Below are 26,385 nucleotides of genomic sequence, written 5' to 3'. Positions count from 1 at the left end.
TTTAAAAAAGTTTGCATTGGAAACATTGGCCCGGACCACAGACGGGCACAGGCGCTGTCACAAGACGGGTCTGCGGTTAAAGCTGGCTGGCGATGATAGATGCGAACGTGTTGCCCCAACCGGCCGGCAGGGGATGGTCCAACTCCACGGCCGCTTCGAAGTCGGGGGTAAACACGGTGTCGATAAGGCCGGCGACAAAGCCGGGGTCCGAAACCCCGAGGTTCATCTCCTTGTTGGCGCGAAAGCTCAGCTTGTCGAAGTTGGCCGACCCCAGGCAGGCCCAGCCGTCGTAGACGGCGGCCTTGACGTGCGACATGCCCGGATAGGTGAACACCCGCACGCCGTATTTCAACAGGGTGTTGGCCGCCGTCACGTTGCTGGCGTTCATGATGCCGTGGTTGCCTTCCATGGGGATGATCACGCGCACGTCCACGCCACGCAGCCGGGCCTTGACCAGTTCATGGATGATGGTGACGTCGGAAAAATAAGCGTTCTGGATAAAAATGTACCCCCTGGCCTGGCGGATGGCGTGCAGCTGGGATCGGTAAATCTGGGAATCGTAGGGCAGCGTCCGAAGCACCCGTATCGGATAGCCCCGGGGGACTTCCGGTTTGGGCGGGTTGGCCAGCATGTATCCGGAGAAGACCACATCCCCCAGCACCTGGCCGTGGGCCCAGGTCTTGTCAAACTCCCGTTCGATTACCGAGACCACCGGCCCGTCCGCCACCATCATCAGGTCGTGCCATTCCCAGCGGTATTCCCGGCCGATATTCATTCCTCCGATAAATGCCTTGCGGCTGTCGACGATGGTGGTCTTGGTGTGGTCTCCGGTGAACCAGGGGTTGGTGAGGCTGACCAGCCGAACCCTGGACTGGTTGGTCAGGTATAAGGTGATACCCAGGGGCGCCTTATGGTCCGGCGGCATGGAGCCGGCGGCCTTGTTCTGGGCCATGAGCGTGCCTAAACCGTCGACCATCACCTGGACATTGACGTCTTGAGACCGTTTCTTGAGAAGATCGGCCAACCGGACGGCGTAATCGTCCCGATCGAAAATATAGGTGCGCAACTTTATGGATTGTTCGGCGCCGATGATCGCATCGACCAGGCGCGGAAAAAAACGATCCCCGCCGACGAGCAATTCGATCTGCCCGCTGGTGCGGGTGTCTGCCCCAACAATCCGGTCGAGCCGGTCTTCCCACTCGCCCCGGTCCATGTTCCCGTCCTGGTGAAGGTCCGGAATATCCGCTTCCGTAAGGTCGGGGAAGCGGAAGGTGCTGGTCCATATCCCCCGCGTGGCGTCCCATGCAGTGTCATAGAGAAACAGGCCGAGACGGGACAGGGAAGAGACCGGGCGATTGAACAGCTCGAAAAGGTAGCTGCGCACAAACAGATGCCAGCCCGCTTTGCCCGTGTTGGCCACCGGCATGCTGGGCATGGATCCGAAGGTGTAGGGCTCCAGGGAGAGCAAGTGAAACCGTTGCCGATTGCGGTCAACAAAGACGAAGGGACGCGCATAGGGGCCGGTTTCACCCGTTTCCATAACCAGATATCGATCGGGGACGCCGATGGTTTCGAGATAGGCGGTCAGAAAGAGGAACAGCCCGCCTGTCATGGCTTCCAGACGATGGTTTTCCGCCAGCCGGATGCCCGCCGGTTTTTCCATCAGGGTACATTCGTCCAGCGACCCGTCGTGCCGCCGGTAGAGAAACGTTTCCTCGTCCCTGACATTGACGAGGATACCGGTTCCCGGTTGAACGCGATCGGTCAGGGATTTTTCAATACCTCGGATGAAGGCGGCCCAGTCCTTCCGGGGCAGGTGCCGGACCGGTTCCGCTCCGATGACCGCTTGACCGTGGGCGTCAGCGCTCAGGCTATTGACCTGATAGACGGGAAACCATTCCTGGTGGATGGAGAGGTTGACCTGGTCGTCGGCGGATGCCCGGCCAAAGTAGTCGTGGCGGCCGTCGCTATAGGTAAGAAACAACGAACCGTCCTTCCACAAGGCCTCGTTGAGCGTAACCGGTGTTTCGAATCGCAGCAGCCGGTCCGGTGGCGGTTCGACGGTCGACGAAACCGTTTCGGCGGGGATTCGCTGGTACTTCGGTGTGGGGCTGCACCCGATTGCCGCCAGCATCATTGCGATGACCGCTGCGATGAGAATTGACGGATTCGTAAAAAGTCCGGTATCTGGGTTACACTTCATTTTTCGTCACTGCGGAGCCTTGTAAATACCAATAATTACTCAGCATTCGCCTGAGATGCAAAACGATTCGAGTCCTGTCGTGGGCTTTCTTTTCCTTCCGCCAGCTACTGCCAGCCGATTACTTCATATCCCTTTTCCCGGAGACACCGGTTGACGAAGTTTCTGAATGTCGGGTCCGGTTCATCGGCATCGAATGCACCACTGACGGCACCGGCGGTGGCCCCTCCGGCGGCTCCGGCACCGGCGGCCCGACCCACATTGCCGCCAAGAACAGCGGAAACAGCGGCACTGGTGGCCGCGCCAACGGCCGCCCCCTTGACGGCTTTTCCCCCCACCGCTTTGCCGGCATCGTTTTTGACACCGTATTGCCTGGCTTCGGCCATGCATTGATCCGCATCCGCCCGGGCCTGTTCGTTCCCCACGGCTTTGAGGTGGTCGTTAGGATAAAACACCGGGCGTTTGGGACCGCAGGCGCATAAAAAGAGAATGCTGCCAGCCACCACCATCCACTGTCCTGCCCGGGATACCGTCATCGGGCTTTCCTCCTGTTAAAGGACGAGAAACGCCAGCCATAAGATGGCTGTTGGAATCGCCGCCCCCAGCAAGATGTTTACGGGTGACACTTCCTCATCGAAAAAGGATTTGAGGATGCTCAACCCGGCGGGGTTGGGGGCATTGGCGATGATGGTCAACCCGCCGCCGGCTACGGCGCCGGCGACGACCGAGTATTTCATCCCTTCCGAGAAATCGGGGACCAGGGTGCTCAGGAAGGTGATGGCCGCATTGTCGTTGAATGCCGTCAGAACGGTGGCCCCCAGCATCAGGGGAATTTCGGTCAGGTTGCCCAGGACCGGCTCGATCCACCAGCCCTGAAGGCCGCCGTGGATCACCAGACCGCCGAGGAAAAAACCCACCAGCAGGGCCGGTTTCAGGTTGAGTCGGTTCTGATAGGGTGAACTCACCTGGGCGAATCCCAGGAAAAAAAGCAGCCCGGGGATGAAGAAGGGGGGATAGTGAGCATTGATGATGGTCCATCCCATGAAGGCGATGTGCACCAGGGTTACCCACAGGGGCACCGGATCGTCCCGGTGGTCCCAGTCCGGATCAAGGAACGGTGGTCGCTCCTCCGGCGGCAGGAGAAGCGGGAAGGCTCGTCGCATGCGGCGAAGCTGAATCTCTTTGTTTCGCTCTTTAAACGCCCGCTTGGCCATATCCGGATCGATGCCCTTGTTCTTCAGGTCCGCCAGTGCCCTATCCTCCAGTCGCTGGGTGATTTCCCGGCCCGCTTCCTTCAACTGCTCGGAGAACGTATCCACAAAATGGAAGCGGCCTTCGAGCCTTTCCAGGCAATCGTCCATCATGTCTTCCACATCGGCCCGCTTGAGGTAACGCTGCTGGATTTCGTCTTTGAGGCTATTCATGGCAAAGGTTTTTTGCAGGGCCTGCAATTCTCCGCGAAACAGGAAGAAATAGCATAGATTGGCCCCGAGGATGCCCAGCACGGCTTTCCAGCCAAAATGGGTCATCATGAACAGCGTGTCCCATTTCCAGGGCGCCGCCACCATCAGAACCGGAGGGGCCGCATAACTGGTCAGCGTTCCGCCCACGGAAATGTTGACGAAGAGAAGGCCCAAGGTGGCGTACTTGAATTTCTTGGAAGGCGACAGGGCATAAAACTTGTCGGCCAGCAGCATGGCGGCAATGGTCATGGCCGCCGGCTCCGTAATGAACGATCCCAGAATGGGGCCGATGGTCAAAATGGCCCACCACCAGGCGTTGAGGGTGCCGCCCATCAGATTGGCGATTTTCCACATGAACCGTTCCGTGACCTGCAGGATGGGGCGTGTGGCCGCCAGGGTCATGATCACGACGACAAACATGGGTTCGGTGAAATTCACCTTGTAGAGGATATAGCTTTTGGCCGTGGGCCAGTCGAAAAACAATACGATGGCAGCCAACAGGGCCGCGGCCCAGATGCCGAATACCGCCTCGACTTCTCCGAGGAAATGAAACACTTCGGCGCCATGGTGCACCGAATCCCGGGGAGCCAGTCCTTTTTTTATTTTTTCTTCGTGGTCATGGCCCCACCGGTGGGCGATGACCATGAAGCGGCCGGTGAGGAATGTATGAATGATGGCGCACAAAAAAATGATCGACGCCACCAGGTTGAAAGGCTCCAGCCGGATGCGGTTGAAGAGGATGCTGCCGATGCTTCCCATACCCGTGTCGCCGTAGCTTTCGAGGCTGGGCGGAAAGGCCGGCAGATCGGCCGGCGGCCCACCGGCGGCAGCAACCATTCCGGAAACGGTGAGAACCATTACGATAAAGAAAATGATACGGGGCTGCATATTTTTCATATTTTATTTCCTGACACGGATTGAATTGGCGGCCGGGCCCGTATACCGGCACGCGGATGGGTTGCCGCCGGCAATAGAAGATGGTTGATAGCAATGAGACATCCGAAATGAACACGGTCGATCCGGCCACATGAAGCTGCGTCCGGCCTTTCAGCGAGCCGTGTACCAGGGCCATCTGAAAATCAGGGCGACCAGCGCGGCCACCATGAACAGCAAGGCCGATGCCATGTGGGTAAAATTGAAAACCATGAGCACCGCCATCGGGAAGTGAACGCCCGGCAGATTTTTTACAACCATGAGGATGCCCGTGGCCAGCGCCAATGCCAGAAAAAATCCCCTGACCCTGCCGGAAAGGGTCATCCGGTTGTCCCGGACCCGTCGTGTTATCAGGTCGGTGGTGATGGCATAAACACCGATGCCCAGCAGCAGGCTGCCGGCAAGGATGTGAACGTTGACGTTGATGAAAAAATCCCCTGACCATCCTAAACCCGGCGCATCGGCCACATAATATCTTCCCCACAGGGGCATATTGCCGAACCCGGTAAAGAGCGCCGCTACGGCGGCGGCGCCAACCAGCAACTTCGGCACGGGGTTTGTTCTAGCGATCATTCGGCCCCCTTTGCATTGTTATCGGTGCCGCCCAGGCTGAGAAAACGGGCCACGGCGCCGGCGACGCCGGCCACCGGTGCGATGGCCAGCGCCAGCGCCATCCGGTTGGCCGAGGCCATGCTGTCGGGAGTCGGCGCCAGGTGGGGTTCTCCCGGCCCCTTGTGGATGCTCCGGTCGAGCACGTCGAAGGGCACCGGCGACACATAGATGGTGTTGGTCCCCCCGTTTTCCGTCTCGCCATAGATGAAACCATCCATTTCTCCGGCCAGCTGGTGGGCCTTTTCGACGATCTCATCCCGGGGGCCGATCTGCTGGACATCTTCCGGACAGACCTCGATGCAGGCGGGCAGTTCGCCTTCTTCCAGACGCTGGTAGCAGCGGTCGCACTTGTACATGACGCCGTTGCCGGCATACTGGGGCAGCAGGTCCAGGTGCAGCCCCACACCGGACTGGCGCTCGGGAATGTGCCAGGGGCACACCGCCTTGCACTTGGCACCCCCCATGCACACATCCGGGTGAATGCGCACGATGCCGTTGTCCTGGGTGAACGCGGCCCCGAAGGGACACAGATTTGAACAGGGGGCATTGCGGCAGTGCATGCAGCGCCGGGGAATATTGATTTCGAAGTCCCGGCCGTTGTACTCGCCGGCGGCCTCCTGGATGAAAAGCCAGTTATAGGGCGTCAGGCGGTCCTCCACCGCACGCTTTTCCGGTGACGACCAGTCGGCGATTTTCACTTTGCTGCGCGGAACCATATCGGGCATGGGGCCTGCAGGCTCAGGAAATTTTTCTTCGTTGGTCTCCCGGCAGGCCTCCACACAGGCCCCGCAGGCGATGCATCGTTGAAGATCCAGAAGCGTGCACAGTTCCTTCCCCGCGGCGCCGGCGGAGCGGGCGTGGGGCACGCCGGCAATGGCGGCGGCTCCGGCGGTAAGCAAACCGGCCTTGATAAATGACCGCCGGGTCAAGTCAGTCGGCATCGTCAACACTCCTTTTTTCATTTGAAGGCATCTGTACGCCCTCTTAACGGTTACATGAACGATTGAATATTCTTCAGGCGGTTGGCCATGTCCTGGAGACGGCCGGACATCACCCGGATAAAGCTTTTGCCGTCCGGCGTGTGCTCACCGTCGAAGGTAATGGCAATACCTGCAAATTTGAAATCCACCGGCACGCCCTTCACATCGATGGGCGCATCCTGGAGGACTTTCATTACCCGGTTGAGGGCTTTTTTGGACGCTTCGCGGTCGATCAGCGGCAGCATCGCAACGATGGTGTTTTTGCCCAGCTGGCCGACGATGTCCACCTCGCGAAACGTCTGGGACAAAAGGGCCAGTACGGCCTCCATGAGGATCTCGCTGTTGATCGCGCCGGCCGGCACCTTTGCCCGGGGTTTGATCCGGACCATGGAAAACGCCAGGGCGGAAAAGGAATAGTCATAGCGGTTGGCCCGGGCAATCTCTTTTTCCAGAATGAAGGCCATGGCGCTGGCTTTGATCACGCCGGTGGGCATGACCCGGTTGGCCTCTTTTTCCTTGATCATCCGCTTCTGGAGGGAAATCTCGTCCTGGATTTTTTTATAGTCGTTTTCATCGATTTCGCCGGCTTCCACTTTCGCGCGGACGATTTTCAGGATCACGCCCAGTTCGTCATGCTCGCTGACGCTCTGCTCCAGGGTCTGAAGCACGCTGAGAACCTTGTGCGGCGTTGCGGGTCCACCGCCTTCGCCCGCCTGCCCCTTGGCTTTGATCCATTCGGTGCGCATCTGGGACAGAACCGTTTCCATGCGCGCGTTGAGGCGTTCTTCCAGCTTGTTGATGACATCGCCCCCCACGTCCATTTTTCCCAGCTGGCGGACGATGGTGGTCTCGATGCTTCCCATCACCTGTTTCAGGTGTTCGGGATCATCCGTTTGATCGCTCTGGTCCATGGTCATCTGGCCGCCGACCTGTTCCACGTACCCGGCCAGAATTTCGGCCAGCGCATCGTCGTCTCCGGTACCCTTGCGGATCTCCGAGGCCAGGTAGATCAGCTGGGCGGCCTGTTCCGGATTCTGCTTGAATTCCGCGATCAGCTGATCGCCGTCCACGCCGATCTCTTCGCCGCTTTCCTGGAGGATGTTGGCCAGGCCCTCGCTCTGCAGTTCCTTGCTCAGTTCCTGCACCAGTTCCAGGTATTGGGTATGGGACATCCCCTCTTCCAGCAGAGCCGTTTTTATTTTGGGAAGCAGGCGCTTGAGTTCGGCGGCCTCGGGTACCAGCCGCCTGAGGATATGGGCCATGCGTGCGGGTGTGATCTTGCCCTGCTGGTACTCGTCCTTCACCAGTTGGATCAGTACCCGGTCAGTGAGATCGTTGGCGTTTTCCAGGATGGCCGCCTCGTTTTCATAGGCGACGCCTAGGGCCTTCTGGGCTTCGATACCCTCCAGCAGCTGCTTTTTCATGTCGAAGACCGCACCGGCCAGATCGGCAATGGCCACATCGCCCTTGCCTTCCAGATGCTTCTCCACCTCGATGCGCATGACTTCCAGCTGTTGAAAAAGCAGCCCCCCGTGGCCGCCGGCACCGCTTCCGCCGGTTCCCGATCCGCCAGGTCCATCCGTTCCGACACCGCCCGGCCCCGTTCCTGTCCCGTCCCCGGCGCTGCCATCGCCACCCATTGCCGGGCCGCGGCTTTCTGCGGTTCCCGATCCGGTTCCGGTCCCTCCCGGACCATCACCGGCTCCTACCTCACCCGGGCTCGTTCCACTTTCTCCCGGCCCTTGGCCCGGACCCGCCCCTGCGGTTCCCGATCCGGCTCCGGCGCCACCCGGGCCTCCCTCACCAGGTCCTTGCCCCGGACCGGCACCGGATACACTTTCCAGATCCGCCTGGATCATGTTTTGGGAAACGGCGCCGGGATTGGCCATGAGGGTCTCGATATTCAGGGTTTTGGCGAATTCCTCGGTGAGTACGCTCTCCAGCAGGGTGTCCATGAACATTTTGCGGGTCTTGGCTTCGTCTTCGGCGGCCATCATCTGGGGGGTCAGATCCTTGAGTGACTCCCGCGAAATCACCTCATCATCTTCGGTGACTTTCTTGTAGCGGACATGGTTGACCTTGATGCTGGTCACGCCCCGGGCAAAAATGGCCTTTTTGAAGCCTTCGGCCCCGCTATATTTGCTGATATTGCCGAACACCTCCAGAAACACCTTGATATCCCGTTTTTCAAGGCCGGGTTCAATGGAGATGGACTGGATGCCGTTGTTTTTGAACAGTATCACCAGGCGCGTCACATTGAGACGGGGATCCAGGGGCTCTTCATCCACGAAAAACTCCTCCCGGTTGAGAATGAATACCAGGGGGGAGATGACGTCCAGCAGGTTGACGGCACCTTCGTAAAACATGTTGATGGACTGCTCCACAAAGGGGTGGTTGGGCTGGTACATCATCGATCGGTTAAACAGCAGGGCAATGGTCCGACCGAACTGGGAGAGCTGATTTTTCGTGGTGGCGTCTAGTGGCATGCTGTCCTCATCTGGCTGAAGATGGTGTCGTCATTTTATTCAGATAGGTTTCCAGTTGCGATGCAAATTCACGGCAGGAGGCGTATCGCTGGTCCCGGTTGAATGCCAGCGCCTTGAACAGGATTTCATCCAGGGCCCGATTGGCCACGGGATGGACCTGGGACGGACGCTGCTGGAAGATGCGGTCTTTCAGGGAGAGCTTCATCTTGAGCAGGTCCATGGCCGTCCGGTAGGGTGGGTAGGGAAGGCGGGACATGAGCATTTCGAGCATCATCACCCCGGCGCTGTACATGTCCGCACGGCCATCGACGGTTCCTGAAAGAATCTGTTCCGGCGCCATGTACATGGGGGTGCCCAGCAGCAGCCGATCGCTCTTGCCTGTGGTCCGGGACACCCGGGCAACGCCGAAATCGGTGATCAGGGGGCGTTTGGAGTGCTTTTCGATCATGATGTTGTCCGGCTTGATATCCCGATGCACGATGTCGTTGTCATGGGCATAGGCCAGGGCGTCGAGGATTTTCAGCATCAGGGTGATCACCGTCTTGAGCGGCATGAAGCGTTTGGAGGGGACGATATTTTTCTGGGTGCGCCGGATGTAATAAGACAATTCGTTGCCCTTGACCAGCTGCATGGTGAAAAAGAGAAACTCTTTGGTTTCGCCCACTTCATAGACGGGAATAATATGCGGGTGGGCCAGGATGGCCGCCGATTCGGCCTCCTGCTGGAAAAACGCGGCGGTTTTTTCCGTCATCAGTGACTTGGGAAGGATCTTGACGGCAATCTGCCGTTTGAGGGTCTTCTGGAAGGCCACGAACACGGCGGACATGGCGCCGTGTCCCAGCTTGTTCAGCAGCACGGAGGTCCCCACCTGCTGGCCGACCAGATGATCCAGATTGAGCTTCCCGATGGTTGACATGGTCTTTACATCCCGACGCCGTCGATGGCCGCTCCGCAACCGCTGCAGCGGCCCGCTTTAACCCGATTGTCAATGATCCGAAATCCCCGGCGGGCAATGACGGTCTGCCCGCACCCCGGACAGCGGGTGTCTTCGCCGCCCTGCCCGGGAATGTTGCCCGTATAGACATAGCGAAGTCCGGCCGACCTGCCGATTTCCCGGGCCTGCATGAGCGTTTCCACCGGGGTTGCGGCGCGATCCACCAGCCGGTAGGTGGGGTGAAAACGGCTCACGTGCCAGGGGGTTTCAGGGCCCAGATCCTCGGCGATGAAGGCCGCAAGTCGGGAGAGTTCTCCCGGATCGTCGTTGAGCCCGGGAATGATCAGGGTGGTGACCTCCACCCAGATTTTCAGGGCTTTCAACCGCTGCAGGGTTTTTTTCACCGGCTCCAGCCGGGCCCCGCACTGCTGTTTGTAGAACGCGTCGGTATAGGCCTTCAGGTCCACATTGGCCGCATCCAGCCAGGGGCTGACCCGCTCCAGGGCTTCGGCGCTCATGTAACCATTGGTGACGAAAACGTTCTTGATTCCCTCTTGGTGGGCCAGCTTGGCCGTGTCGCAGGCAAACTCGAAAAATACGGTCGGTTCCGTGTAGGTGTAAGCGATGCTGGCACAATTCCGGCGCCGGGCGGCCGAGACCACCTGTTCGGGCGTGGCCGGGTCCCCCGTTACCATCCCGTCCCTGTCCGCCGGCATCTGGGCGATGTCAGCGTTCTGGCAGAAACTGCATTTGAAGTTGCAGCCCACCGTGGCGATGGAAAAAGACCGGCTTCCGGGCATCAGGTGGAAAATCGGTTTTTTCTCAATGGGGTCGTCGCCGGCAGCGATCAGGCGCCCGTACACCCGTGTTTCCAGAACGCCATCCCGATTTTCCCTCACCCCGCAGATTCCCCGTTTGCCGTTGCCGATCACACACATGTGGCTGCACAACCGACATCGGACCCGCTGATCCTGCATGGTGTCGTAGAACCAGGCTCTCATGAGGCGGGCTCCTTTAATTTGGCGAGGATCCTCCGGTAAACGGCACCGGCGATCCGGGAGTATAAATTTTACAATTTAAACAGATGTTTGGGTGCATTGTCAACTGATTCTCATTGCGGCGGCCAGTTTTTGGCCGGCGTAGACGCGGCCCTTCCCGCTGCCCGGCGAGGAAAATCTTCAAACCCATTGGATGGGGCCATCCCGGAACACCCGGCCGCACCGGCAGCCACGTTGCCGACATTCTTGGGCTGATAACGGATGGCCAGGGGGCGTGTGCGGAACCGCGGCACCAGGGTGACGACCATGCCGGCAAAGGTGCCGAAGGGAAATCGCTGGACCAGGCCTGATCCTTCGATGTGGTTCATCCAGGTTCCCCAGGGGCCGGGAAACTGGCAGACGGTGCGCCAGCACACCGGAACCGGTCCCATGAGCTTGCGGACCATGCTTTTGATTTCCCAGACGCTGAAAAAGGTGGCCCGGCTATAGATGGTCTGCGAAAAGATGCCCTGCACCCGGCGGCCAATGCCCGCGAGGGCATAGCGGTTCAAGAACCCGATAAACACGCGGTCCTTGGCCACGCGAAAGGCCTCAGCCAGCGCCTTCTGGGGATCGTCCACGAATTCCAGGCAGGTGAACAGGCAGGCATGGTTAAACGAGTTGTCGTCAAAGGGGAGGTCTTCGGCGAACCCGCGGTACAGGGAGATGCGATTGCCCAGGGTTGCCGACAGGATGTCCAGCATATAGGGGGACGGGTCGATACCCGTCACATCGAGGCCTTTTTCCAGCAGCGGTACGGTTGACGCCCCGGTGCCGCAGCCGATGTCCAGCACGGATTCTCCGGCAACCGGATCCAGCATTCCCATCATGAGCCGGCTCTCCAGGGCAGCGGCCAGGCGGTTTTTCCGTTTTGAAAACCACTGGTCGTAGCCTCTGGCATCATGAAAGTCGAAAACGTAGCCCATGGACAAAAGTGTATGCAATGACGACGGGTTAATCAAGGGTATGCTCTATAATATATTTCTTGATCATCGGGTTGCAAGTTGATTGTATGAAACCATACTTATGCAACCACCCACACCGAATCGCACCGGAATCATCAGCGAGCGCCTCCGGGGGATCGTGGACCGGGTCACCTATCACAACGCCGATAACGGCTGGTCGGTCCTGCGCGTGCTGCCCTTCAACAACCCCCACCAGCAGGAAACCGTCATCGTTCACCAGACCAAAGTGTTTGCCGGTGCGACCATGGAATTTTCCGGATCCTGGACGATCAACCCCAAATATGGGCGCCAGTTCAACGCCACCCATGCCGTCGAGCGTCGGCCGGCCACCAGTGCCGCATTGGAAAAATACCTCGGATCGGGACTCATCAGAGGCGTTGGGGCGAAAACGGCCAAAAAGATAGTTCGGCACTTTGGCGAGGAGACGCTGGACGTTTTCGAAGCGCAGATCGACCGGCTTACCGAAGTCCCGGGCATTGCCGAAAAAAAACTGAAAACCATCAGCGCGGCCTGGATCGAGCACCGGGCCATCCGCGATGTCATGATCTTTCTGCAGTCCCATGGGATCAGCACCCTTTTTGCGGTTCGGATATACAAGCAGTACGGTGATCAGGCCATTGCCTGTGTCACCGAGGACCCGTATCGGCTGGCCAGGGACTTTTACGGGATCGGTTTTTTTTCGGCAGACAAGGTGGCCCTGAGCATTGGCCTGGACACCGACAGCAGGCAGCGGATGATGGCGGGAATCGCCCACGTGCTGGCAGCCAGCAGGGATGCTGGCCATTGCTACCTGACCCAAACGCAGATTCAGGTGCAGGTCAATGACCTGCTGTCGCTGGACGTTGGCGACCGCCTGCCCGCCCTGCTGGATGCGATGGCGGCCGACGGCCTGCTGATGATTCGCCAGCGGGGGAATGAAAATGGGGACACCGAGGCGTGCTACTACTCAAAAAGCCTCTATTTTGATGAGCTGACCGTGGCCCGTACAATCGCCGGTATGGGTGGATCGGTTCCCATCGACATGGATCGGGTGCAGCGCTGGATCGTCAAGTTCTGCCGGGACAGCCGTATCGTCCTGAGCGATGAGCAGGCCGCGGCGGTCACGGGCATCGTGGGACGGCAATTTTCCGTGCTGACCGGTGGCCCCGGGGTGGGCAAGACCACCACGACCCTGGTGCTGGTCAAGCTGCTCGAGGCGGCCGGCGAGCGGGTCATTCTGGCTGCGCCCACCGGCAGGGCGGCCCAGCGGATGACCGATGTCATCGGCCGGGAATCAAAGACCATTCACCGGCTGCTGGCGTGGCAGATGGGCCGGTTCAGGAAAAACGAAACAGACCCCCTCGATGCCGATTTTTTGATCGTGGATGAATGCTCAATGCTGGACATCGCCCTGACGGCATCCCTGCTCAAGGCGGTTCCCCGGGGTTGCCGGGTGCTGTTTATCGGCGATGCCGACCAGCTGCCGTCGGTGGGTGCCGGCAATGTGCTCAGGGATATCATCGCCTCCGGCACCGTATTCTGTTTTCGATTGACCCGGATTTTCAGGCAGGCGGCGCAGTCCCTGATCATCAATTACGCCCACATGATCAACCGCGGGGATATGCCCCACATCGAATCGCCCTTTAAAAAACCGGAGGTGTGGACCAACGGCGCCGATTGTTTTTTCATGGATTCGGATGAAGCCACCCGGGAACAACTGCGTTTCGTGTCCCGGGTGAAACGGCTCTTCGATGCAGAACCTGCAGCTCCGGTGCCGGTTGTTGACGGTGAGGACAACCTGTATGAGTTCCGCATCCGCGAACCGGTTGTGCCTTACGAGACCGAACTGACGATTCCCAGAAAATTCGAGCACGTCAACCTGGAACAGGTGGCCCGGGCCGACAGCCGTGCTGCGGAACTGGCGGCCGTCGTGAAAAAAATCCACCCCTGGTCGTCGCTGCATTACGGCCTGTCGGCGACCGGGATCGTCAGGCAGCTGGTGCTGGAATGGATCCCGAAATATTGCGGTCGGGACTGCGAAGTCCAGGTGCTTTCCCCCATGATCCGGGGCAGCCTGGGCACCCTGAGCCTCAACACGATGATTCAGGAGGCGGCCAACCCCCCGTCGACGGGCAAGCGCGAACTGCGCCTGGGGGAACGCATCTTTCGCGTCGGCGACCGGGTGATCCATCGCCGGAACAACTACGACCTGGGAGTCTTTAACGGGGACATCGGCCAGATCGTGCGGATCGACAACCAGGCGCTGACCTGCACCGTGTCCTTTTTCCCTGACAACCGCACGGTGGACTATCAACGCGACGACATCGCTGAACTGGACCTGGCCTACGCCATTACGATCCACAAATCCCAGGGCAGCGAGTTTGAAGTGGTGGTCATTCCGGTTCTCGCCCAGCATTTCAAAATGCTTTATCGCAACCTCTTGTACACCGGCTTGACGCGTGCCCGGCGTCTGGCCGTGCTGGTGGGCACCCGCAAGGCCATGGCCATGGCGGTCAGAAACCAGGATACCAGCCGGCGGCAGACGATGTTGAAAGCATTGTTGGAAAAACGTGTTACGTTTTAAGTGAAGAATGGTGGCCGGTTTAATTAAAAAAGCACAGCATGCCGCCAGCCCTAAATGTCTTCAACCGTCAGCCTGAACCCTGCTCCCGTTTGACATTGCCGGGCCATTTACCTATAAGCGGCCTGGACGAGGATCAATCCGATCGTCAATCATAACAGGTTTATAAAGAACCGTCCGCCGTCCTTCAATTGACATTTTGGATTTTACCTTTGACATTGATATGCATCCGTGAACCCAATGATATTTTTTTCGCCTTTTATCCCGAATAGAATTTAGGAGGTCCCCATGACACTTTCTCCCCTGACCGCCGTTTCCCCGGTGGACGGCCGATACCGTCGGGCCACCGCCGCCCTGTCCGACTTTTTCAGCGAAGGCGCGCTGATCCGTTACCGGGTCCGGGTGGAGATCGAGTATTTCATCGCCCTGTGCCGGCTGCCCCTGCCCCAACTGGCCGGCGTTGACCCGGAGGTGTTCGACCGGCTGCGCGAAACCTGCCGAAGCTTCACCATGGCGGACGCGGCCCGGATCAAGGAGATCGAAAAGACCACCAACCATGATGTCAAGGCGGTGGAGTATTTCGTCAAAGAGGCATTCGACGGACTGGGCCTGTCGGCCTACAAGGAATTCATCCACTTCGGCCTGACGTCCCAGGACATCAACAACACGGCCATGCCCCTGTCCCTGAAGGAGGCCTGGCATACGGTGATGCTGCCGGCACTGCAGGAGATCGTGGCGGATCTTGACGCCAAGGCCGGGCAGTGGAAGCCGGTGCCCATGCTGGCCCGCACCCACGGCCAGCCCGCTTCGCCCACCCGTCTGGGCAAAGAGATACATGTGTTCGTGGACCGGCTGGCCCAGCAGATGACACTGCTGGAGGCCGTTCCTTTCGCCGCCAAGTTCGGCGGCGCCACCGGCAATTTCAATGCCCACCACGTGGCCTACCCGGACATCGACTGGATCGCCTTCGCCAACCGGCTGGTCGACGAGGACCTGGGGCTGACGCGCTCCCGGACGACCACACAGATCGAACACTACGACCACCTGGCTGCGTTTTGCGACGGCGTGAAACGGATCAACACCATCCTGCTGGATCTGTGCAGGGATCTGTGGACCTACATTTCCATGGATTATTTCAAGCAGAAAATAAAAAAGGGTGAGATCGGCTCCTCGGCCATGCCCCACAAGGTCAACCCCATCGACTTCGAAAATGCCGAGGGCAACCTGGGCATCGCCAACGCCGTGCTGGAGCACCTCTCGGCCAAGCTGCCCATCTCCCGGCTCCAGCGGGACCTGACCGACTCCACGGTGACACGCAACCTCGGGGTGCCCATGGGCCACACCCTCATCGCCCTCAAATCGCTCAAACGGGGGCTGGACAAGCTGATCCTCAACGAGGACGCGCTGAAAAAAGACCTGGAGAACAACTGGGCCGTGGTGGCCGAGGGGATCCAGACCGTGCTGCGGCGGGAGGGCTACCCCAAACCCTACGAGGCCCTGCTGGCGCTGACCCGCACCCATGAGGCCATCGACGAGGCCGCCATCGTCGCTTTTATCGGTACGCTGGATGTGGCGGAATCCGTCAAGCAGGAACTGCTGTCGATTACGCCGCAGACGTATACCGGGATTCTGGATTTTTAGGGCCGTGACACGAAACCGGCAGGATCCGAGGCGATTGGCCGCAGCCTGATCTATAGCCAGACATATTTGAAATTATAATGTTGCGTTTTGAATTAATGTATTCTGTCTGTTTTTGAAACGGTAGAAAACCTTCATTCAAAATTGAAAACTCAGAATTCTGTTAACATCCATGCCCAAACTCTACCTGAAAGAATACGCGCGCGCCCTTGCCGGAAGGCACGTCTTTATCGCCTGCCGGGAAGGCATCCTGCGCGATCATTTTCAGGACGTCATCACCGACATCAAATTCCTGGTCCGCCATGGCGCCGTCACCACCTTGCTGCACAACATGCCCAACCGGTTCGCCAACCGCAAGCTGATCACCCAGCTGGAACGCCGGCTTCCGGATACCGGAATTATACGCATTTCACCGGAAATCGATTTTTACGACGCGGTACTCAACCATCGACCCGCCATGTTCAAGGTGATTTTTCTGGAGCGCCGGTTCCTCATTGACCGTCAGGGCGATAAAATCAACGCCATTACCACCGGGCGGGTCCGCCAATCGCTGGACGAATTCGGCGGGCCCATCGCCAATGTCAATTTCAAGGGGGCCATGGCCTGCATCTGCCGCAAGATCGAGGCCGGGCAGTGTGATCGTGTTCACATTCTGCCGGCAGGCAAAAACATCATCAAACATGAACTGTTCACCGTGGAAGGGGCGGGGACCCTCATCGCCAACAACTTCCGGGAAGATTTCCGCCAGGTGCGCACCGACGCGGAGGTGGCCATCGTTCACCGGATTCTTGAGATGTACAAGCGGTCGGGTTTTTTAAAGCCCCGCAGCAAGGCATACCTGAATGACCATCGGCACCGGTTTTATGTGACCGCCATCGACGGCATCGTGGTGGGGTGCGTGGAGCAGAAGATCATCGACGAGAAGACCGTGGAACTGGGCGCACTGGCCATTTCCACCCGTTTCCGCAACCAGCGGGTGGGCGTGCACACGGTAAAATCATTCATGGCCCTGATGCGTTCGCAGGGATACACGCGTTTTATTTCCCTGACCAACAACCCGCGTCTGGAAGCGCTTTATGCCCAACTGGGGTTTGTCCGGGAGAGTCGTGCGGAGTACCGGCAGCGGCAGGCAATGAGCCCGGATGTGACCATGTTCTGCCTGATCGATGATCCGGCGGGCTGAACAGGGATGCTGGCCCGGCAGCACCGGGAGGTTTTCCCCTGTTGCCGGACCAGAATACCATGGTGTCAGGCCAGGCCGATCAGCTTCAGCGACTCCTGGGCCTCGAAATAGACATTGGTCTCGTAGGTGAAGCCGGGAATGCCGAAATAGGAAACGGACCGTTGGGTGACATAATCCAGGCCCACGGCCAGCTTGGTTTCATCCAGCTCAAATATCTCGATGGCCCGGATTCCCTGCTCGGTTCCCTTGATATAGGGGCCTTTCATGCTCATATAGTCCGGTGGCGGAGCGATTTCCAGAAAGCGCTTTCCCACTTTATTGGCGCTTTCCTGGGGAAAACAAAGCGCACTGATGATGACCATTTTTCACCTCCTTGCTGTCCGGCAGCGATGGCTTTTTACCGCCGGTATCGGTGGGTTGGGAAAGGTCGATTGCCGGCCTTCAGGCGGACCCTTCCACCTGAAGGCCGGACAGGAGCAATTTCATGGACCCGGTTTTTTGCATTCGCCCTCCTGGTATGGTTTTGTCCCTGTCTCCGGTCATTCTGACTGCAACCGGCAACGAACTTCGGCCAGCGGTCAAGGCCCACCACAGGAAACGGTGGCCACAGGGCTTCAGTGTCAGTTTGTGAACATCCAGTCGTTGCCAATGGAATCGGACTGCATTCCCTGCGGTGTGCATGGCTTGCCTTAGGAGAGCGGTGTGGGCCGGTCGGGATAATCGATGGGTGCCATTGTACAACAGCGGAATGACGATGTTAATTGTACGTTTGGCCCGGATGGCCTGTAAACCCTATAAAACCATCTACACTTCCTTGATGCGGCTTGCGGGGGGCCTCCGCTTTTATCGGGGCTCGGCGCGAAGGCACAGAATGGAGCGGCGAAAGTGGCGGCGCATCATTTGCCTGTTATGCTCAACCGGTCGTCAATCAGCGCCGGGCAGCTGACCGGTGATCTCATCCACGGTGGCCATAACCCCCGCCAGGATCTCCGCCCGGATTTCGGGGAGATCCGTCAGTTGGCGCAATATCCCGTTCAGGTGTTCCCATCCATCGGCCAGGGCCTCACGATCCGCTTGTTCATGGACGTCTCCCTCCAGGTACAGGAGGCGGTAGTAGCCTTTTTCGGCCCTGAGGCCCGCTTTGCCCGCCGGTCGTTTTTGGGGTGACCGGTCATCGATGGCGCGTTTAAGGATGGCGCCGATTTTTTCAAACAGCTGCTGCTGCTGTTCACCGGTCATCGTCGTCCGCCGCATTTTTTCCAGCCAGATGTCTTCGTTCACTTGTTTCCTCAACAGGCCGTGATCATGATGGTTTGAATCTTAAGCCGACGTCTTAAAATGGTGTCGCCGCATTCCGTCGTCAACTGTATTGCCCTGAGCCCGGATACGCGGTAGTATAGCCGTTAAGAAAAAAGTTGGGGACAGCGTTATCGGTCGTCGGCGTAATTTCATGCCGCCTTCTCCCTCTGGCCTTGCCCAGCCCTTTTTCTTAAAGGTCAGGGAAAGACATACTTTGTCGAGCGGGCGTCAACGATGGTCGGTCCGGACCCGTTGCCCCGGCTGTCAACAATGACGACCATACAGGAGAACATCCGTGCCAAAAGCCAGCAGTCTTCAAAAAGGAAATATCATCGATATCGACAACCACCCCTACCAGATCAAGCACATCGACGTTCACACCCCTTCGGCACGGGGGGCCAACACCCTTTACAAGGTCCGGTACGCATCGCTGATATCGGGCCAGAAACTGGACCAGACCTACAAGGGGAACGATACGCTGGAAGAGATGGTAGTGGACAAGCGACGGGTGAGTTTTCTTTACCGCGACCAGAACCTCTACACCTTCATGGACAGTGAAAACTACGAGCAGTACACCTTATCCGAAGAAAGTCTGGAAGGACAGATCCCGTGGCTGATCGACGGGCTGGAAGGGATCACCGCGCTGCTCAGGGACGGCCACCCCCTGTGCATTGAACTGCCACAGACCATCGATCTTGAGATCGTGGACACCGCGCCGGCGATCAAGGGGGCCACGGCCACCAACCGGAACAAGCCTGCCGAACTGTCCAACGGGGTCACCGTCCAGGTGCCCGAGTATATGACCGCCGGTGAAGTGATCCGGGTGAACACGGAGACCGGCCAGTATATGACCCGGGTCAAAAGTTGAAACCTGCAACATGCGTTGGCATTGCATGTAAAGCATCCTACGGCGTTCAGGAGGCGCAATCCATGCCGGATTACCAGCTCAACCACGCGGTAACCGATCTTGAGGGTAACCAGTTGCTGGCGGCAGGGACCCGCCTTTCCGGACCGGTCATGGAAACGCTCACCTGCAGTCAGCCGACTGCCGTCGCCACCCGCCGTTTGCTGGACTACCGGCAGGTCCGGCCGGACCTGCTGGGTTTTTTTGCCGCCGCCCCCTACGATGTGATCTTCCACGACCCCGCCCGCCAAAGGGCGTTGCTTGCCATTGCCGGGGACGTGGTCATGCCCGAAGCGGTTCTGGAATCGCTTTACTATTTTCGCCGGGTTGATTTTTATACCTATCGCCACACCCTGCTTGTTTTCGCACTCTCGATCCTGATCGCCCGGGAACTGATCAACGATGCGGATGCCCTGATGCAGGAAATTATCGCCGGCCCGACCCATGACATCGGCAAGCTGTGCGTTCCCCTTGAAATTCTCACCAAGGTGTCTCCCCTGACGGAAACGGAGTTTGACCACCTTCGGCACCATGTGCTGGCCGGGTATGTGCTTCTGAGCTATTATTTCCGGGATTCCACCATCCTGGCCGCCAGGGTGGCCCGTGACCATCACGAGCGCAGGGACGGCAGCGGATACCCGCTGGGAAGGCCCATCGACCATCTGATGACCGACATCATCATGGTCAGCGATGTCTACGACGCCCTGATTTCACCCCGGCCTTACCGGCCGGTTTCCTACGACAACCGGTCCGCTCTGGAGGAGATTACCCGCCAGGCCGGGGCGGGCATCATCAGCGAAACCGTCGCCCGGGTGCTCGTTGCCCTGAACCGGCGCTCACGACCCCATTACAGCCGGTGTGTTTTGTCAACGGAGCGCCGGGGCACTCCGCCGGAAAATAATGGCTACGGGGTCATTGAAAAATAACTCTTTTGCCATAGCCAAAAAAACACGGAGGAAGGCCTATGGAAAGAAGAAAAACCGAAACCCGCCGCCAGGACCACCTGTTCGTTGCGGATGACCGCAGAGGAGGGCCCTACGACAGACGGGGCGATGCGGCCAGGCGGCGGGAAAGGATGAAGGAAAAGGAAAAAATAGAAAGAATCCGTGCCTTCAAAGCGAAAGACAGGCAGAAACCCTCTGCGTCCGGCACGCCGATGGTAACCAGAAAGCGATTGATGGCCGCGGGCCTGATCCTGCTGGTTGTCATTATCACCCTGATCCTGCTCCGGTAACGTTTCCTCCTTTTGTATTTCCTTGATGATTATCATTTGCGCCATAATCGGTATTGCCGGAATGCGATGTTAGGCTCTGATCGTCGGTGATAGTGATTTCGCGGCTGGAAGCCGCTCCTAGTGCGCCCGTGAGCGCACGATGTCAAAGAGGTGCAAGTTCTCTTCAGGCCTATCGCTCTCCGGGCCTGTAACCGAAGGTAACTGCGTCGCCGTGAGGCGGGGTGGGAAGCAACCGGAGGTGAACGACCAGTCCGTAGGATGACGAACTCGATTCGGCCGGGCGTTGCCGGCGAGCCTGCTTGGAGAATGGCGAAGCCTCTACCCGAAGAAAGGGGACCTGCCGAGCTAAGGGGTAGCGTGTTAAAGCTGGGACAGGGGGACGTCAGGTGGTTGGAGATGGAATGGTCGGAAGGCGTCGTGGGTAAAGCGGGGAGACCTGTCTGTGGGGTGATGTGGACAGGAGTCAGAGCCTTCATAGTACTGCAGCGGCGACTGTCGTGAGAAGCGCGGAGAGCAAACCCGTGCCGAGGGAAGGGAGGCAGGAAGGTGGATGTGTGAAATCCAGTAACAGGCAATGCACAAGCTACGTGTCGCCAGTGTCCCGTCGCGGCGGGACTAAACAAGGCACAGAAACCCGAAGTTGGGTGGAAGCCTCGATCTGGACAGAGCGCATGTTGGCGGCGCTGGAAAACGGCGTCAAAGGAGGCACATGGTTCAGCCTGATCGACAAGGTTGCCCGTCAGCGAACCCTTGAAATCGCGTGGCAGAAGGTCGCCGCAAACAAGGGGGCGGCAGGTGTGGACGGCCAGAGTATCGAACGGTTTGGGTACAAGGCGTCGGCTTACCTTGAGGAATTGTCGGAGTCGTTGAAATCGGGAACCTATCGCCCCCAGCCGGTCAAGCGCGTGGAGATCCCCAAGGGACCGGGTAAGACCCGCCCACTGGGAATTCCGGTGGTCAAGGACCGCATCGTGCAGACGGCGTTGAAGTTGGTGATAGAACCGATTTTCGAAAAGGAATTCGAGGAGACGAGCTTTGGCTTCCGACCGGGGCGCGGTTGCAAGAGCGCCCTTCGAGAGGTGGACCGCCTGATTAAGAATGGCTGCACCCATGTCGTGGATGCGGACCTGGCGAGCTACTTCGACACCATTGCCCATGACCGGTTGATGGCGCTGGTGGAAACGCGCATCAGCGACGGGCGGGTTCTCGACCTGATTCACGGGTATCTCAAACAGGATATCATCAGCGAGCTCAAGCGATGGACGCCGATTGGTGGCACGCCGCAAGGTGCGGTTATCAGCCCGCTGTTGGCGAACCTGTACCTGCATCCGCTGGACCGTCTGATGCGGTCCAAAGGGTACCGCATGGTGCGTTATGCCGATGACTTTGTCGTGATGTGCCCGAGCCCGGAGACGGCTCAATCGGCGCTGGCCGTTATAAACGCCTGGGTAGCGGCAAACGGTCTGACCTTGCATCCGGACAAAACCCACGTGGGGGATTGCACGGTACCGGGGCAAGGCTTCGAGTTTCTGGGATATCGGTTCGAGGCTGGAAGACGATGGGTCCGCCGCAAAAGTTTGAACGCCTTGCGGGATCGCATTCGGACCAAGACCCGGCGCACGCGAGGAAACAGCCTCAAACACATTATTGAGGACCTGAACCCGATGCTGCGTGGGTGGTTTGGTTATTTCAAACATGCGAATTCCAATGAGTTCAAATCGGTCGATGGATTTATCCGTCGTCGGCTTCGATCGGTGCTACGGAAACAGCAGAAGCGTCCTGGAATGGGTCAATGCCGTAAAGACCATACCCGCTGGCCGAATGCTTTCTTTGCTGAGCGTGGGCTTTTCACCATGACCGAAGCCCATGCACTGGCAAGCCAATCACGATGTTGAAACCACCGACTGGAGAGCCGTGTGCGGGAGAACCGCACGCACGGTTCGGAGGGCGGGGAGGGCGACGGCCCTTCCCGACCCCTATCGCTCAATGCACCTGCAGTCAGCGTGGTTTGCTGGTGTCATGAATGGACTATCGTGTAAATGTCCTGAAGGAAGAAAATGGGCTTGATGTTGCCATCCCCAAGAGCACCACACCGGTCCATGCCGGCGTAGGAGCGGCTTCCAGCCGCGAAAAAAGGGCCGCTCAGGACGGAGGGAACAAAAGAAATACGCCCCGGCAGCGTAAGGCCACCGGGGCGTTTGGGTCCGTCTGTCAGGTTCCCGCCGAAACGGGAATTCGGCGCTACTGGTCGGGTTAGAATTCGACGATCAGTTGACCGTAAAAGGTTGTTAGGTCTTCTACTTCTCTACTTGGATCGCCTTGTTTCCAATAATCGCCGGCCGACAGGTGGGCAACAATTCCGCTAAATGTCAAATTGTCCATAATGTTCCATTTGATTTTGAAGTCGAACTCTTCTCCATGGTCATCGTCCCATTCATTGCCGGTGATTGTTTTGGGCACATCATCCGCTTTAGAAGTCACGACAAAGAGCCCCAGTTCAAGTTTTTCCATCACCTGCCATCCGATGTCCACATAGAACATCTGGGCGCCGGCCTGGCCGGTGACGGTTCCGGGACCGCCGGACAGATTGCCCATGGGCATCCCGAGGGGTCCGGTTCCATTTACAGTGGGGTCATTCACCCGTCCGCCAAGGGTTGTTTCAAGGCCGGAAGTATCGGAGGTGAGCAGGAAGCCGCGTTCGTGGTCGATCGAGGGCTCGAAATAACCCATGGGGCTTGCCGTATCATCGTTCAGATCCCAGTCGCCTGAGATAAATGTAGTTCCAGCCATTAAAGAAAAGGGTCCAAAATCATAGGAAAGATCGAACATGTAGCCCATGCCCTCGGCATCCAGGTCATCCGTACCGATACCATTTTGGTCGACATCCCCCCAGCCATAAAGCAGTTCAGCTTCAATGCCCAACCCGCCGAAGGTCCCTTTGAAATAGGGATCGAGGACCCAAAGGTCCAAGCTGCCCCTGGTTTCGTATGCTGCGGTTGAAGCTGCTGCAGCTGGGGCAGCGGCATTAGCTCCAGCTGCAAGTGCAGTTGCAAGGTCAGCGCCCGCTGCAAGGGCTCCAGCCGTAGTTAAAGCTTCTGTTTGTTTCGCTATTGCTGCATTTCGGACAGCGGTCTGTAAGTTTTTGGAGGAAGGATAGTCCTTATGGGTGTATTTAGCGAAAAGCAGTCCCGTGGACCAATTTTTCTGCTTGTAGGCGCTGAATACATAGGCTTTGGTAAAATCCTGGTCGGAAACCAAATTGTTGTCGTCATTTTCCACATTTTTCTGGTAGACGGCACCCGAAATGAAGTCGCCTACAGGTATGACCCACATGATGCGGTCCTTATGCCGGTCATTGCTGCCGTGGCTGGCGGTGCTGTCGCCCAGACCGAGTCCCCAGGGTGTATCGATGTAGCGGCCGACGATGAAGCCGCCAATGGGGGTTTTAATGGTCATATAGGCGGCTTTCCAGTCAAAATTGTTGCTGGAATCCACTTCTGGAGAGCCTGTGACCAGGAACCCGTTATCATCCCTCTCGCCAGTTGTTATGAAATTTCCATTGCTATCTGAAATCGGGAGAATTTCATTGCCGGCTTGCGGAAACGCATTTTTGCCCCAGACGTGGTCTTGCAGGGCCGTGAACTGGGTGGTTAGGGTAATGTTGTCATTAATTTTAAATACTGGTTTGGCCATGAACTCCATACTAAGATAGTCATTCGTGGCATCGGTGTCTTTAAGTTCTTGATTGGAATGGTTATACCCTTCTACAAAATAGTGCCCCGAAATCTCCAAATCCAGGGCCATTGCCGGGGCAGCGATCATCAGCGCCGCACAAATGGCAACTACAAACCTAACGTTCTTCATCTGGCTCCTCCTTGTTGAAAACGTGGTAATGGTACACGTGCTGATCCGACTAACCGCGATGCTTTCGATCACCCCCTTTTCCATGGTGCGTAGATGCAGTTGTCCAGGCTGCACCGACAATCCAGCATGTGGCTGACAGCGGTCAAATAAATGAAATACCAATTTTCTGTAAAGAGAACGGATCTTGATGAGTGATCCGGTGGTATCAACTGAAAATAACAAATCACAATCTCACAATCTCAAACCATACCAACAACCCCTTGCAGAATATAGCGGCCCCGGCAGATCGTTTGGAATTTGGTCATTGAGATTTATTTGGAATTTGTGTTTTGAGTATTGTTATTTCATTCGGGTTGCAAGATGTTAATCTGTCATTTGCTTGAGAATCCGACCAGTTGCTCGACAACAATATTGCTGGACTTGGCCTGGGTGATGCCGGTGCTGGTCACCAGGGCGTAAACCGCCTCGAGCCGGCCGTCGCCGTTCAGGTCCGCCAGTGAAAAATCGCTGATGTAGCCGCTGATTTCCTCACCGGTCCAGACCTCCTTCATGTTGACCTTGTTCCAGCGCAGGGCCAGCACCCGTCCGCGGGTGTACTTTCGAAAGCGCTCCACGAAGCCCCTGGCCGCATCGCGATTGTGGACGGTGGCCACTTCGACCTTGCCGTCGCCGTCCAGATCGGCAGCGATCAGGCGCTGGGTCAGGTAGGTGCGATCCTTGGTCCGAGCGTCGGTGGACGATGTGGCTTCCAGAAAAAGCGGGTTGCCGCCCAGGGTTTCTTCACCGGCCCACTGGGGGCTGCCGCTCGGGGTATAAATGCGCAGTTGGTCGGCCGGGGAATAGCCGATGGCCCGGATGTTCCCGTCGTTGAAGATGTCCCCCCGGGTGAACCGATAGATGGTCATGTCTTCTGGCAGCGGGAAACGGCGGCCGGCCTGGTAGGCCTCTCCGTTCCAGGTCAGTTCGAACACGCCGGGCAGGAAATGGGTGTAGGCGTAAAGGCCGCCGGTATCGTTGGCCGCCGGGGTTCCCCGCCGCTGGCCCATCAGGATGCGGCCCTTTTCAGGGTCGTCGGCCACCCGGAAGTACCAGCGCTGGCCGGTGGCAACGGGCCGAAGACCGGCGCCGTCCCACTCCAATACGACGGAGTCCAGTTTGTTGTGGGCGTCCAGCCGGGTGACGAAGATTTCAACCGCCTGGTTGCCGTTAATGTCTCCGGCGTCCACCGATACAATCGTGTGGCGCCTGCCTGCATCAAAGGCGGCCAGCCGTTCCAGGCGGTCACCGTTCCGATGCTCGACGACAATCCGGTTTTCATGGGCGAATACAATATCCGTATGACCGTCGCCGTTCACATCGGCGGTCGCCAGGGCGCGGATGGTGCCTTTGAAGGGATTGCTGGTCCACAGGGCTTCAACGGCTTGGGTGCGGGCCGTCTCCGCCACGGCGGCAGCCGGTGCCGCCGCCACTGCAGCGACAGGCGGGGACTCGGGAGGTGCCGGTGGGGTTGGTGCCCGGGGCGCCGCGACCGCCGCCGGCTGCATGGGTTGGGCCGGTTGGACCTGGGGGACCATCACCGCCGGTGCCGGCGCGATGGGTGCGGCCACCGGGGGGGCAGCGGCGGAGAGGGATGCAATGTACCGGTTCGCCTGGACGGCGAACTGGTTGATGTGCACGAGCACATCACTGCTGCTCTGGCCGAACTGGCTGAACGGCAATACCGTATCGCCGGATTCAACTTCGGTCAGCGCGATATCGGTGCTGGTGCTGTTGCCAAACAGGGTCAGGCTGCCGGAGACCACATAATCGGCGTTCAGGTCGCGGCCCATCTGGACGGGATCCCGACCCGGATCCACGCTGGCCTTTCGGATCACCTTGGCCGACTGGCTGAAACGCGAGGCCATCATGTCCATGATGCCTTTGTTGAGAAATGCCAGGTCTTTTTCTGAATGAATCGTCAGCGGCAGGATCAAGACCCGATTGCCTGGTTCCTGCGCCGATGCGGGTATCGAAGAAATGATGGAAAGGATGGCAAAAAGGCAGCAAAAAACGGTCAGCCGTCGTCGATAGCGCTTCAAATCAGGGTATCTCCT

At 58.3% G+C, this 26,385-nt stretch carries 20 protein-coding genes; 7 read left to right on the top strand and 13 right to left on the bottom strand.

Annotated elements, in window-relative coordinates; all coding sequences use genetic code 11:
• Positions 1-76: 76 nt before the first annotated feature.
• From DSCA_RS15430 to DSCA_RS15390, 9 genes are all read right to left on the bottom strand, one after another.
• Positions 77-2,203, bottom strand: a complete 2,127-nt coding sequence (locus DSCA_RS15430) for a phospholipase D-like domain-containing protein (RefSeq protein ID WP_155317272.1) — start codon at positions 2,201-2,203, stop codon at positions 77-79.
• A 104-nt stretch (positions 2,204-2,307) separates the two neighbouring features.
• Positions 2,308-2,736, bottom strand: coding sequence for a cell envelope biogenesis protein OmpA (locus DSCA_RS15425; RefSeq protein WP_231716503.1), 429 nt, complete (start codon positions 2,734-2,736; stop codon positions 2,308-2,310).
• Positions 2,737-2,751: 15 nt separating this feature from the next.
• Positions 2,752-4,560 (bottom strand): putative Na+/H+ antiporter, encoded by a 1,809-nt coding sequence (locus DSCA_RS15420; RefSeq protein ID WP_155317271.1) that lies wholly within the window; start codon positions 4,558-4,560, stop codon positions 2,752-2,754.
• Between the two features lie 150 nt (positions 4,561-4,710).
• Positions 4,711-5,169, bottom strand: coding sequence for a FeS-binding protein (locus DSCA_RS15415; RefSeq protein ID WP_155317270.1), 459 nt, complete (start codon positions 5,167-5,169; stop codon positions 4,711-4,713).
• Positions 5,166-6,149, bottom strand: a complete 984-nt coding sequence (locus DSCA_RS15410; protein ID WP_155317269.1) for a 4Fe-4S dicluster domain-containing protein — start codon at positions 6,147-6,149, stop codon at positions 5,166-5,168. The genes DSCA_RS15415 and DSCA_RS15410 overlap by 4 nt, the downstream gene beginning before the upstream one ends.
• A gap of 50 nt (positions 6,150-6,199) precedes the next feature.
• The gene (locus DSCA_RS15405; protein ID WP_155317268.1) at positions 6,200-8,674 is read right to left on the bottom strand and encodes a nucleotidyl cyclase domain-containing protein; all 2,475 of its coding nucleotides are present in this window, start codon (positions 8,672-8,674) and stop codon (positions 6,200-6,202) included.
• A 7-nt stretch (positions 8,675-8,681) separates the two neighbouring features.
• Positions 8,682-9,590 (bottom strand): serine/threonine-protein kinase, encoded by a 909-nt coding sequence (locus DSCA_RS15400; RefSeq protein ID WP_155317267.1) that lies wholly within the window; start codon positions 9,588-9,590, stop codon positions 8,682-8,684.
• A gap of 5 nt (positions 9,591-9,595) precedes the next feature.
• The gene (amrS, locus tag DSCA_RS15395) at positions 9,596-10,609 is read right to left on the bottom strand and encodes an AmmeMemoRadiSam system radical SAM enzyme (protein WP_155317266.1); all 1,014 of its coding nucleotides are present in this window, start codon (positions 10,607-10,609) and stop codon (positions 9,596-9,598) included.
• A 110-nt stretch (positions 10,610-10,719) separates the two neighbouring features.
• A complete protein-coding gene (locus DSCA_RS15390) occupies positions 10,720-11,607 on the bottom strand; it encodes a class I SAM-dependent methyltransferase (protein ID WP_231716502.1) in 888 nt (295 codons plus the stop codon).
• A 64-nt stretch (positions 11,608-11,671) separates the two neighbouring features.
• Here DSCA_RS15390 and recD2 point away from each other — a divergent pair, with 64 nt between their 5' ends.
• From recD2 to DSCA_RS15375, 3 genes are all read left to right on the top strand, one after another.
• Entirely contained in the window at positions 11,672-14,173 is a 2,502-nt protein-coding gene (gene recD2, locus DSCA_RS15385) for an SF1B family DNA helicase RecD2 (RefSeq protein WP_155317265.1), read from the top strand.
• 285 nt (positions 14,174-14,458) lie between these two features.
• Complete coding sequence (gene purB, locus DSCA_RS15380) at positions 14,459-15,811, top strand: adenylosuccinate lyase (protein ID WP_155317264.1); 1,353 nt, start codon at positions 14,459-14,461, stop codon at positions 15,809-15,811.
• Between the two features lie 169 nt (positions 15,812-15,980).
• Positions 15,981-16,991, top strand: a complete 1,011-nt coding sequence (locus tag DSCA_RS15375) for a GNAT family N-acetyltransferase (protein WP_155317263.1) — start codon at positions 15,981-15,983, stop codon at positions 16,989-16,991.
• A 65-nt stretch (positions 16,992-17,056) separates the two neighbouring features.
• Here the strand turns inward: DSCA_RS15375 and DSCA_RS15370 are convergent, their stop codons facing one another.
• Complete coding sequence (locus DSCA_RS15370; protein ID WP_155317262.1) at positions 17,057-17,353, bottom strand: hypothetical protein; 297 nt, start codon at positions 17,351-17,353, stop codon at positions 17,057-17,059.
• Between the two features lie 562 nt (positions 17,354-17,915).
• Entirely contained in the window at positions 17,916-18,272 is a 357-nt protein-coding gene (locus DSCA_RS15365) for a hypothetical protein (protein WP_155317261.1), read from the bottom strand.
• A 313-nt stretch (positions 18,273-18,585) separates the two neighbouring features.
• Between DSCA_RS15365 and efpL the strand changes: the two genes are divergently transcribed.
• The 4 genes from efpL to ltrA all read left to right on the top strand — a co-directional run bounded on the left by efpL (position 18,586) and on the right by ltrA (position 22,323).
• Positions 18,586-19,158, top strand: coding sequence for an elongation factor P-like protein EfpL (gene efpL, locus DSCA_RS15360; protein WP_155317260.1), 573 nt, complete (start codon positions 18,586-18,588; stop codon positions 19,156-19,158).
• A 62-nt stretch (positions 19,159-19,220) separates the two neighbouring features.
• Positions 19,221-20,120, top strand: a complete 900-nt coding sequence (locus DSCA_RS15355) for an HD-GYP domain-containing protein (protein WP_155317259.1) — start codon at positions 19,221-19,223, stop codon at positions 20,118-20,120.
• 38 nt (positions 20,121-20,158) lie between these two features.
• Positions 20,159-20,428: a hypothetical protein gene (locus DSCA_RS15350; protein WP_155317258.1), complete on the top strand. Its 270-nt coding sequence runs from the start codon at positions 20,159-20,161 to the stop codon at positions 20,426-20,428.
• Positions 20,429-21,072: 644 nt separating this feature from the next.
• Positions 21,073-22,323, top strand: coding sequence for a group II intron reverse transcriptase/maturase (ltrA, locus tag DSCA_RS15345; RefSeq protein ID WP_197904803.1), 1,251 nt, complete (start codon positions 21,073-21,075; stop codon positions 22,321-22,323).
• A 358-nt stretch (positions 22,324-22,681) separates the two neighbouring features.
• On the opposite strand, the gene DSCA_RS15340 is transcribed toward ltrA, so the two are convergent.
• Positions 22,682-24,292 carry a hypothetical protein gene (locus DSCA_RS15340; protein WP_155317257.1) on the bottom strand — a complete coding sequence of 537 codons (1,611 nt, stop codon included), beginning with the start codon at positions 24,290-24,292 and terminating at the stop codon, positions 22,682-22,684.
• 371 nt (positions 24,293-24,663) lie between these two features.
• Complete coding sequence (locus DSCA_RS15335; protein ID WP_155317256.1) at positions 24,664-26,370, bottom strand: FG-GAP repeat domain-containing protein; 1,707 nt, start codon at positions 26,368-26,370, stop codon at positions 24,664-24,666.
• Positions 26,371-26,385: the final 15 nt, after the last annotated feature.

Source organism: Desulfosarcina alkanivorans (genome assembly GCF_009688945.1).
Lineage (GTDB): Bacteria > Desulfobacterota > Desulfobacteria > Desulfobacterales > Desulfosarcinaceae > Desulfosarcina > Desulfosarcina alkanivorans.
The sequence above is the reverse complement of the archived record's forward strand: the minus strand, read 5'-3'. Positions and strand labels throughout refer to the sequence as shown.

Coding starts and splice junctions, on each gene's coding strand:
- DSCA_RS15430 (WP_155317272.1), bottom strand. CDS start 2,203: ATGAAGTGTAACCCAGATACCGGACTTTTTACGAATCCGTCAATTCTC.
- DSCA_RS15425 (WP_231716503.1), bottom strand. CDS start 2,736: ATGACGGTATCCCGGGCAGGACAGTGGATGGTGGTGGCTGGCAGCATT.
- DSCA_RS15420 (WP_155317271.1), bottom strand. CDS start 4,560: ATGAAAAATATGCAGCCCCGTATCATTTTCTTTATCGTAATGGTTCTC.
- DSCA_RS15415 (WP_155317270.1), bottom strand. CDS start 5,169: ATGATCGCTAGAACAAACCCCGTGCCGAAGTTGCTGGTTGGCGCCGCC.
- DSCA_RS15410 (WP_155317269.1), bottom strand. CDS start 6,149: ATGCCGACTGACTTGACCCGGCGGTCATTTATCAAGGCCGGTTTGCTT.
- DSCA_RS15405 (WP_155317268.1), bottom strand. CDS start 8,674: ATGCCACTAGACGCCACCACGAAAAATCAGCTCTCCCAGTTCGGTCGG.
- DSCA_RS15400 (WP_155317267.1), bottom strand. CDS start 9,590: ATGTCAACCATCGGGAAGCTCAATCTGGATCATCTGGTCGGCCAGCAG.
- amrS (WP_155317266.1), bottom strand. CDS start 10,609: ATGAGAGCCTGGTTCTACGACACCATGCAGGATCAGCGGGTCCGATGT.
- recD2 (WP_155317265.1), top strand. CDS start 11,672: ATGCAACCACCCACACCGAATCGCACCGGAATCATCAGCGAGCGCCTC.
- purB (WP_155317264.1), top strand. CDS start 14,459: ATGACACTTTCTCCCCTGACCGCCGTTTCCCCGGTGGACGGCCGATAC.
- DSCA_RS15375 (WP_155317263.1), top strand. CDS start 15,981: ATGCCCAAACTCTACCTGAAAGAATACGCGCGCGCCCTTGCCGGAAGG.
- DSCA_RS15370 (WP_155317262.1), bottom strand. CDS start 17,353: ATGGTCATCATCAGTGCGCTTTGTTTTCCCCAGGAAAGCGCCAATAAA.
- DSCA_RS15355 (WP_155317259.1), top strand. CDS start 19,221: ATGCCGGATTACCAGCTCAACCACGCGGTAACCGATCTTGAGGGTAAC.
- DSCA_RS15350 (WP_155317258.1), top strand. CDS start 20,159: ATGGAAAGAAGAAAAACCGAAACCCGCCGCCAGGACCACCTGTTCGTT.
- DSCA_RS15340 (WP_155317257.1), bottom strand. CDS start 24,292: ATGAAGAACGTTAGGTTTGTAGTTGCCATTTGTGCGGCGCTGATGATC.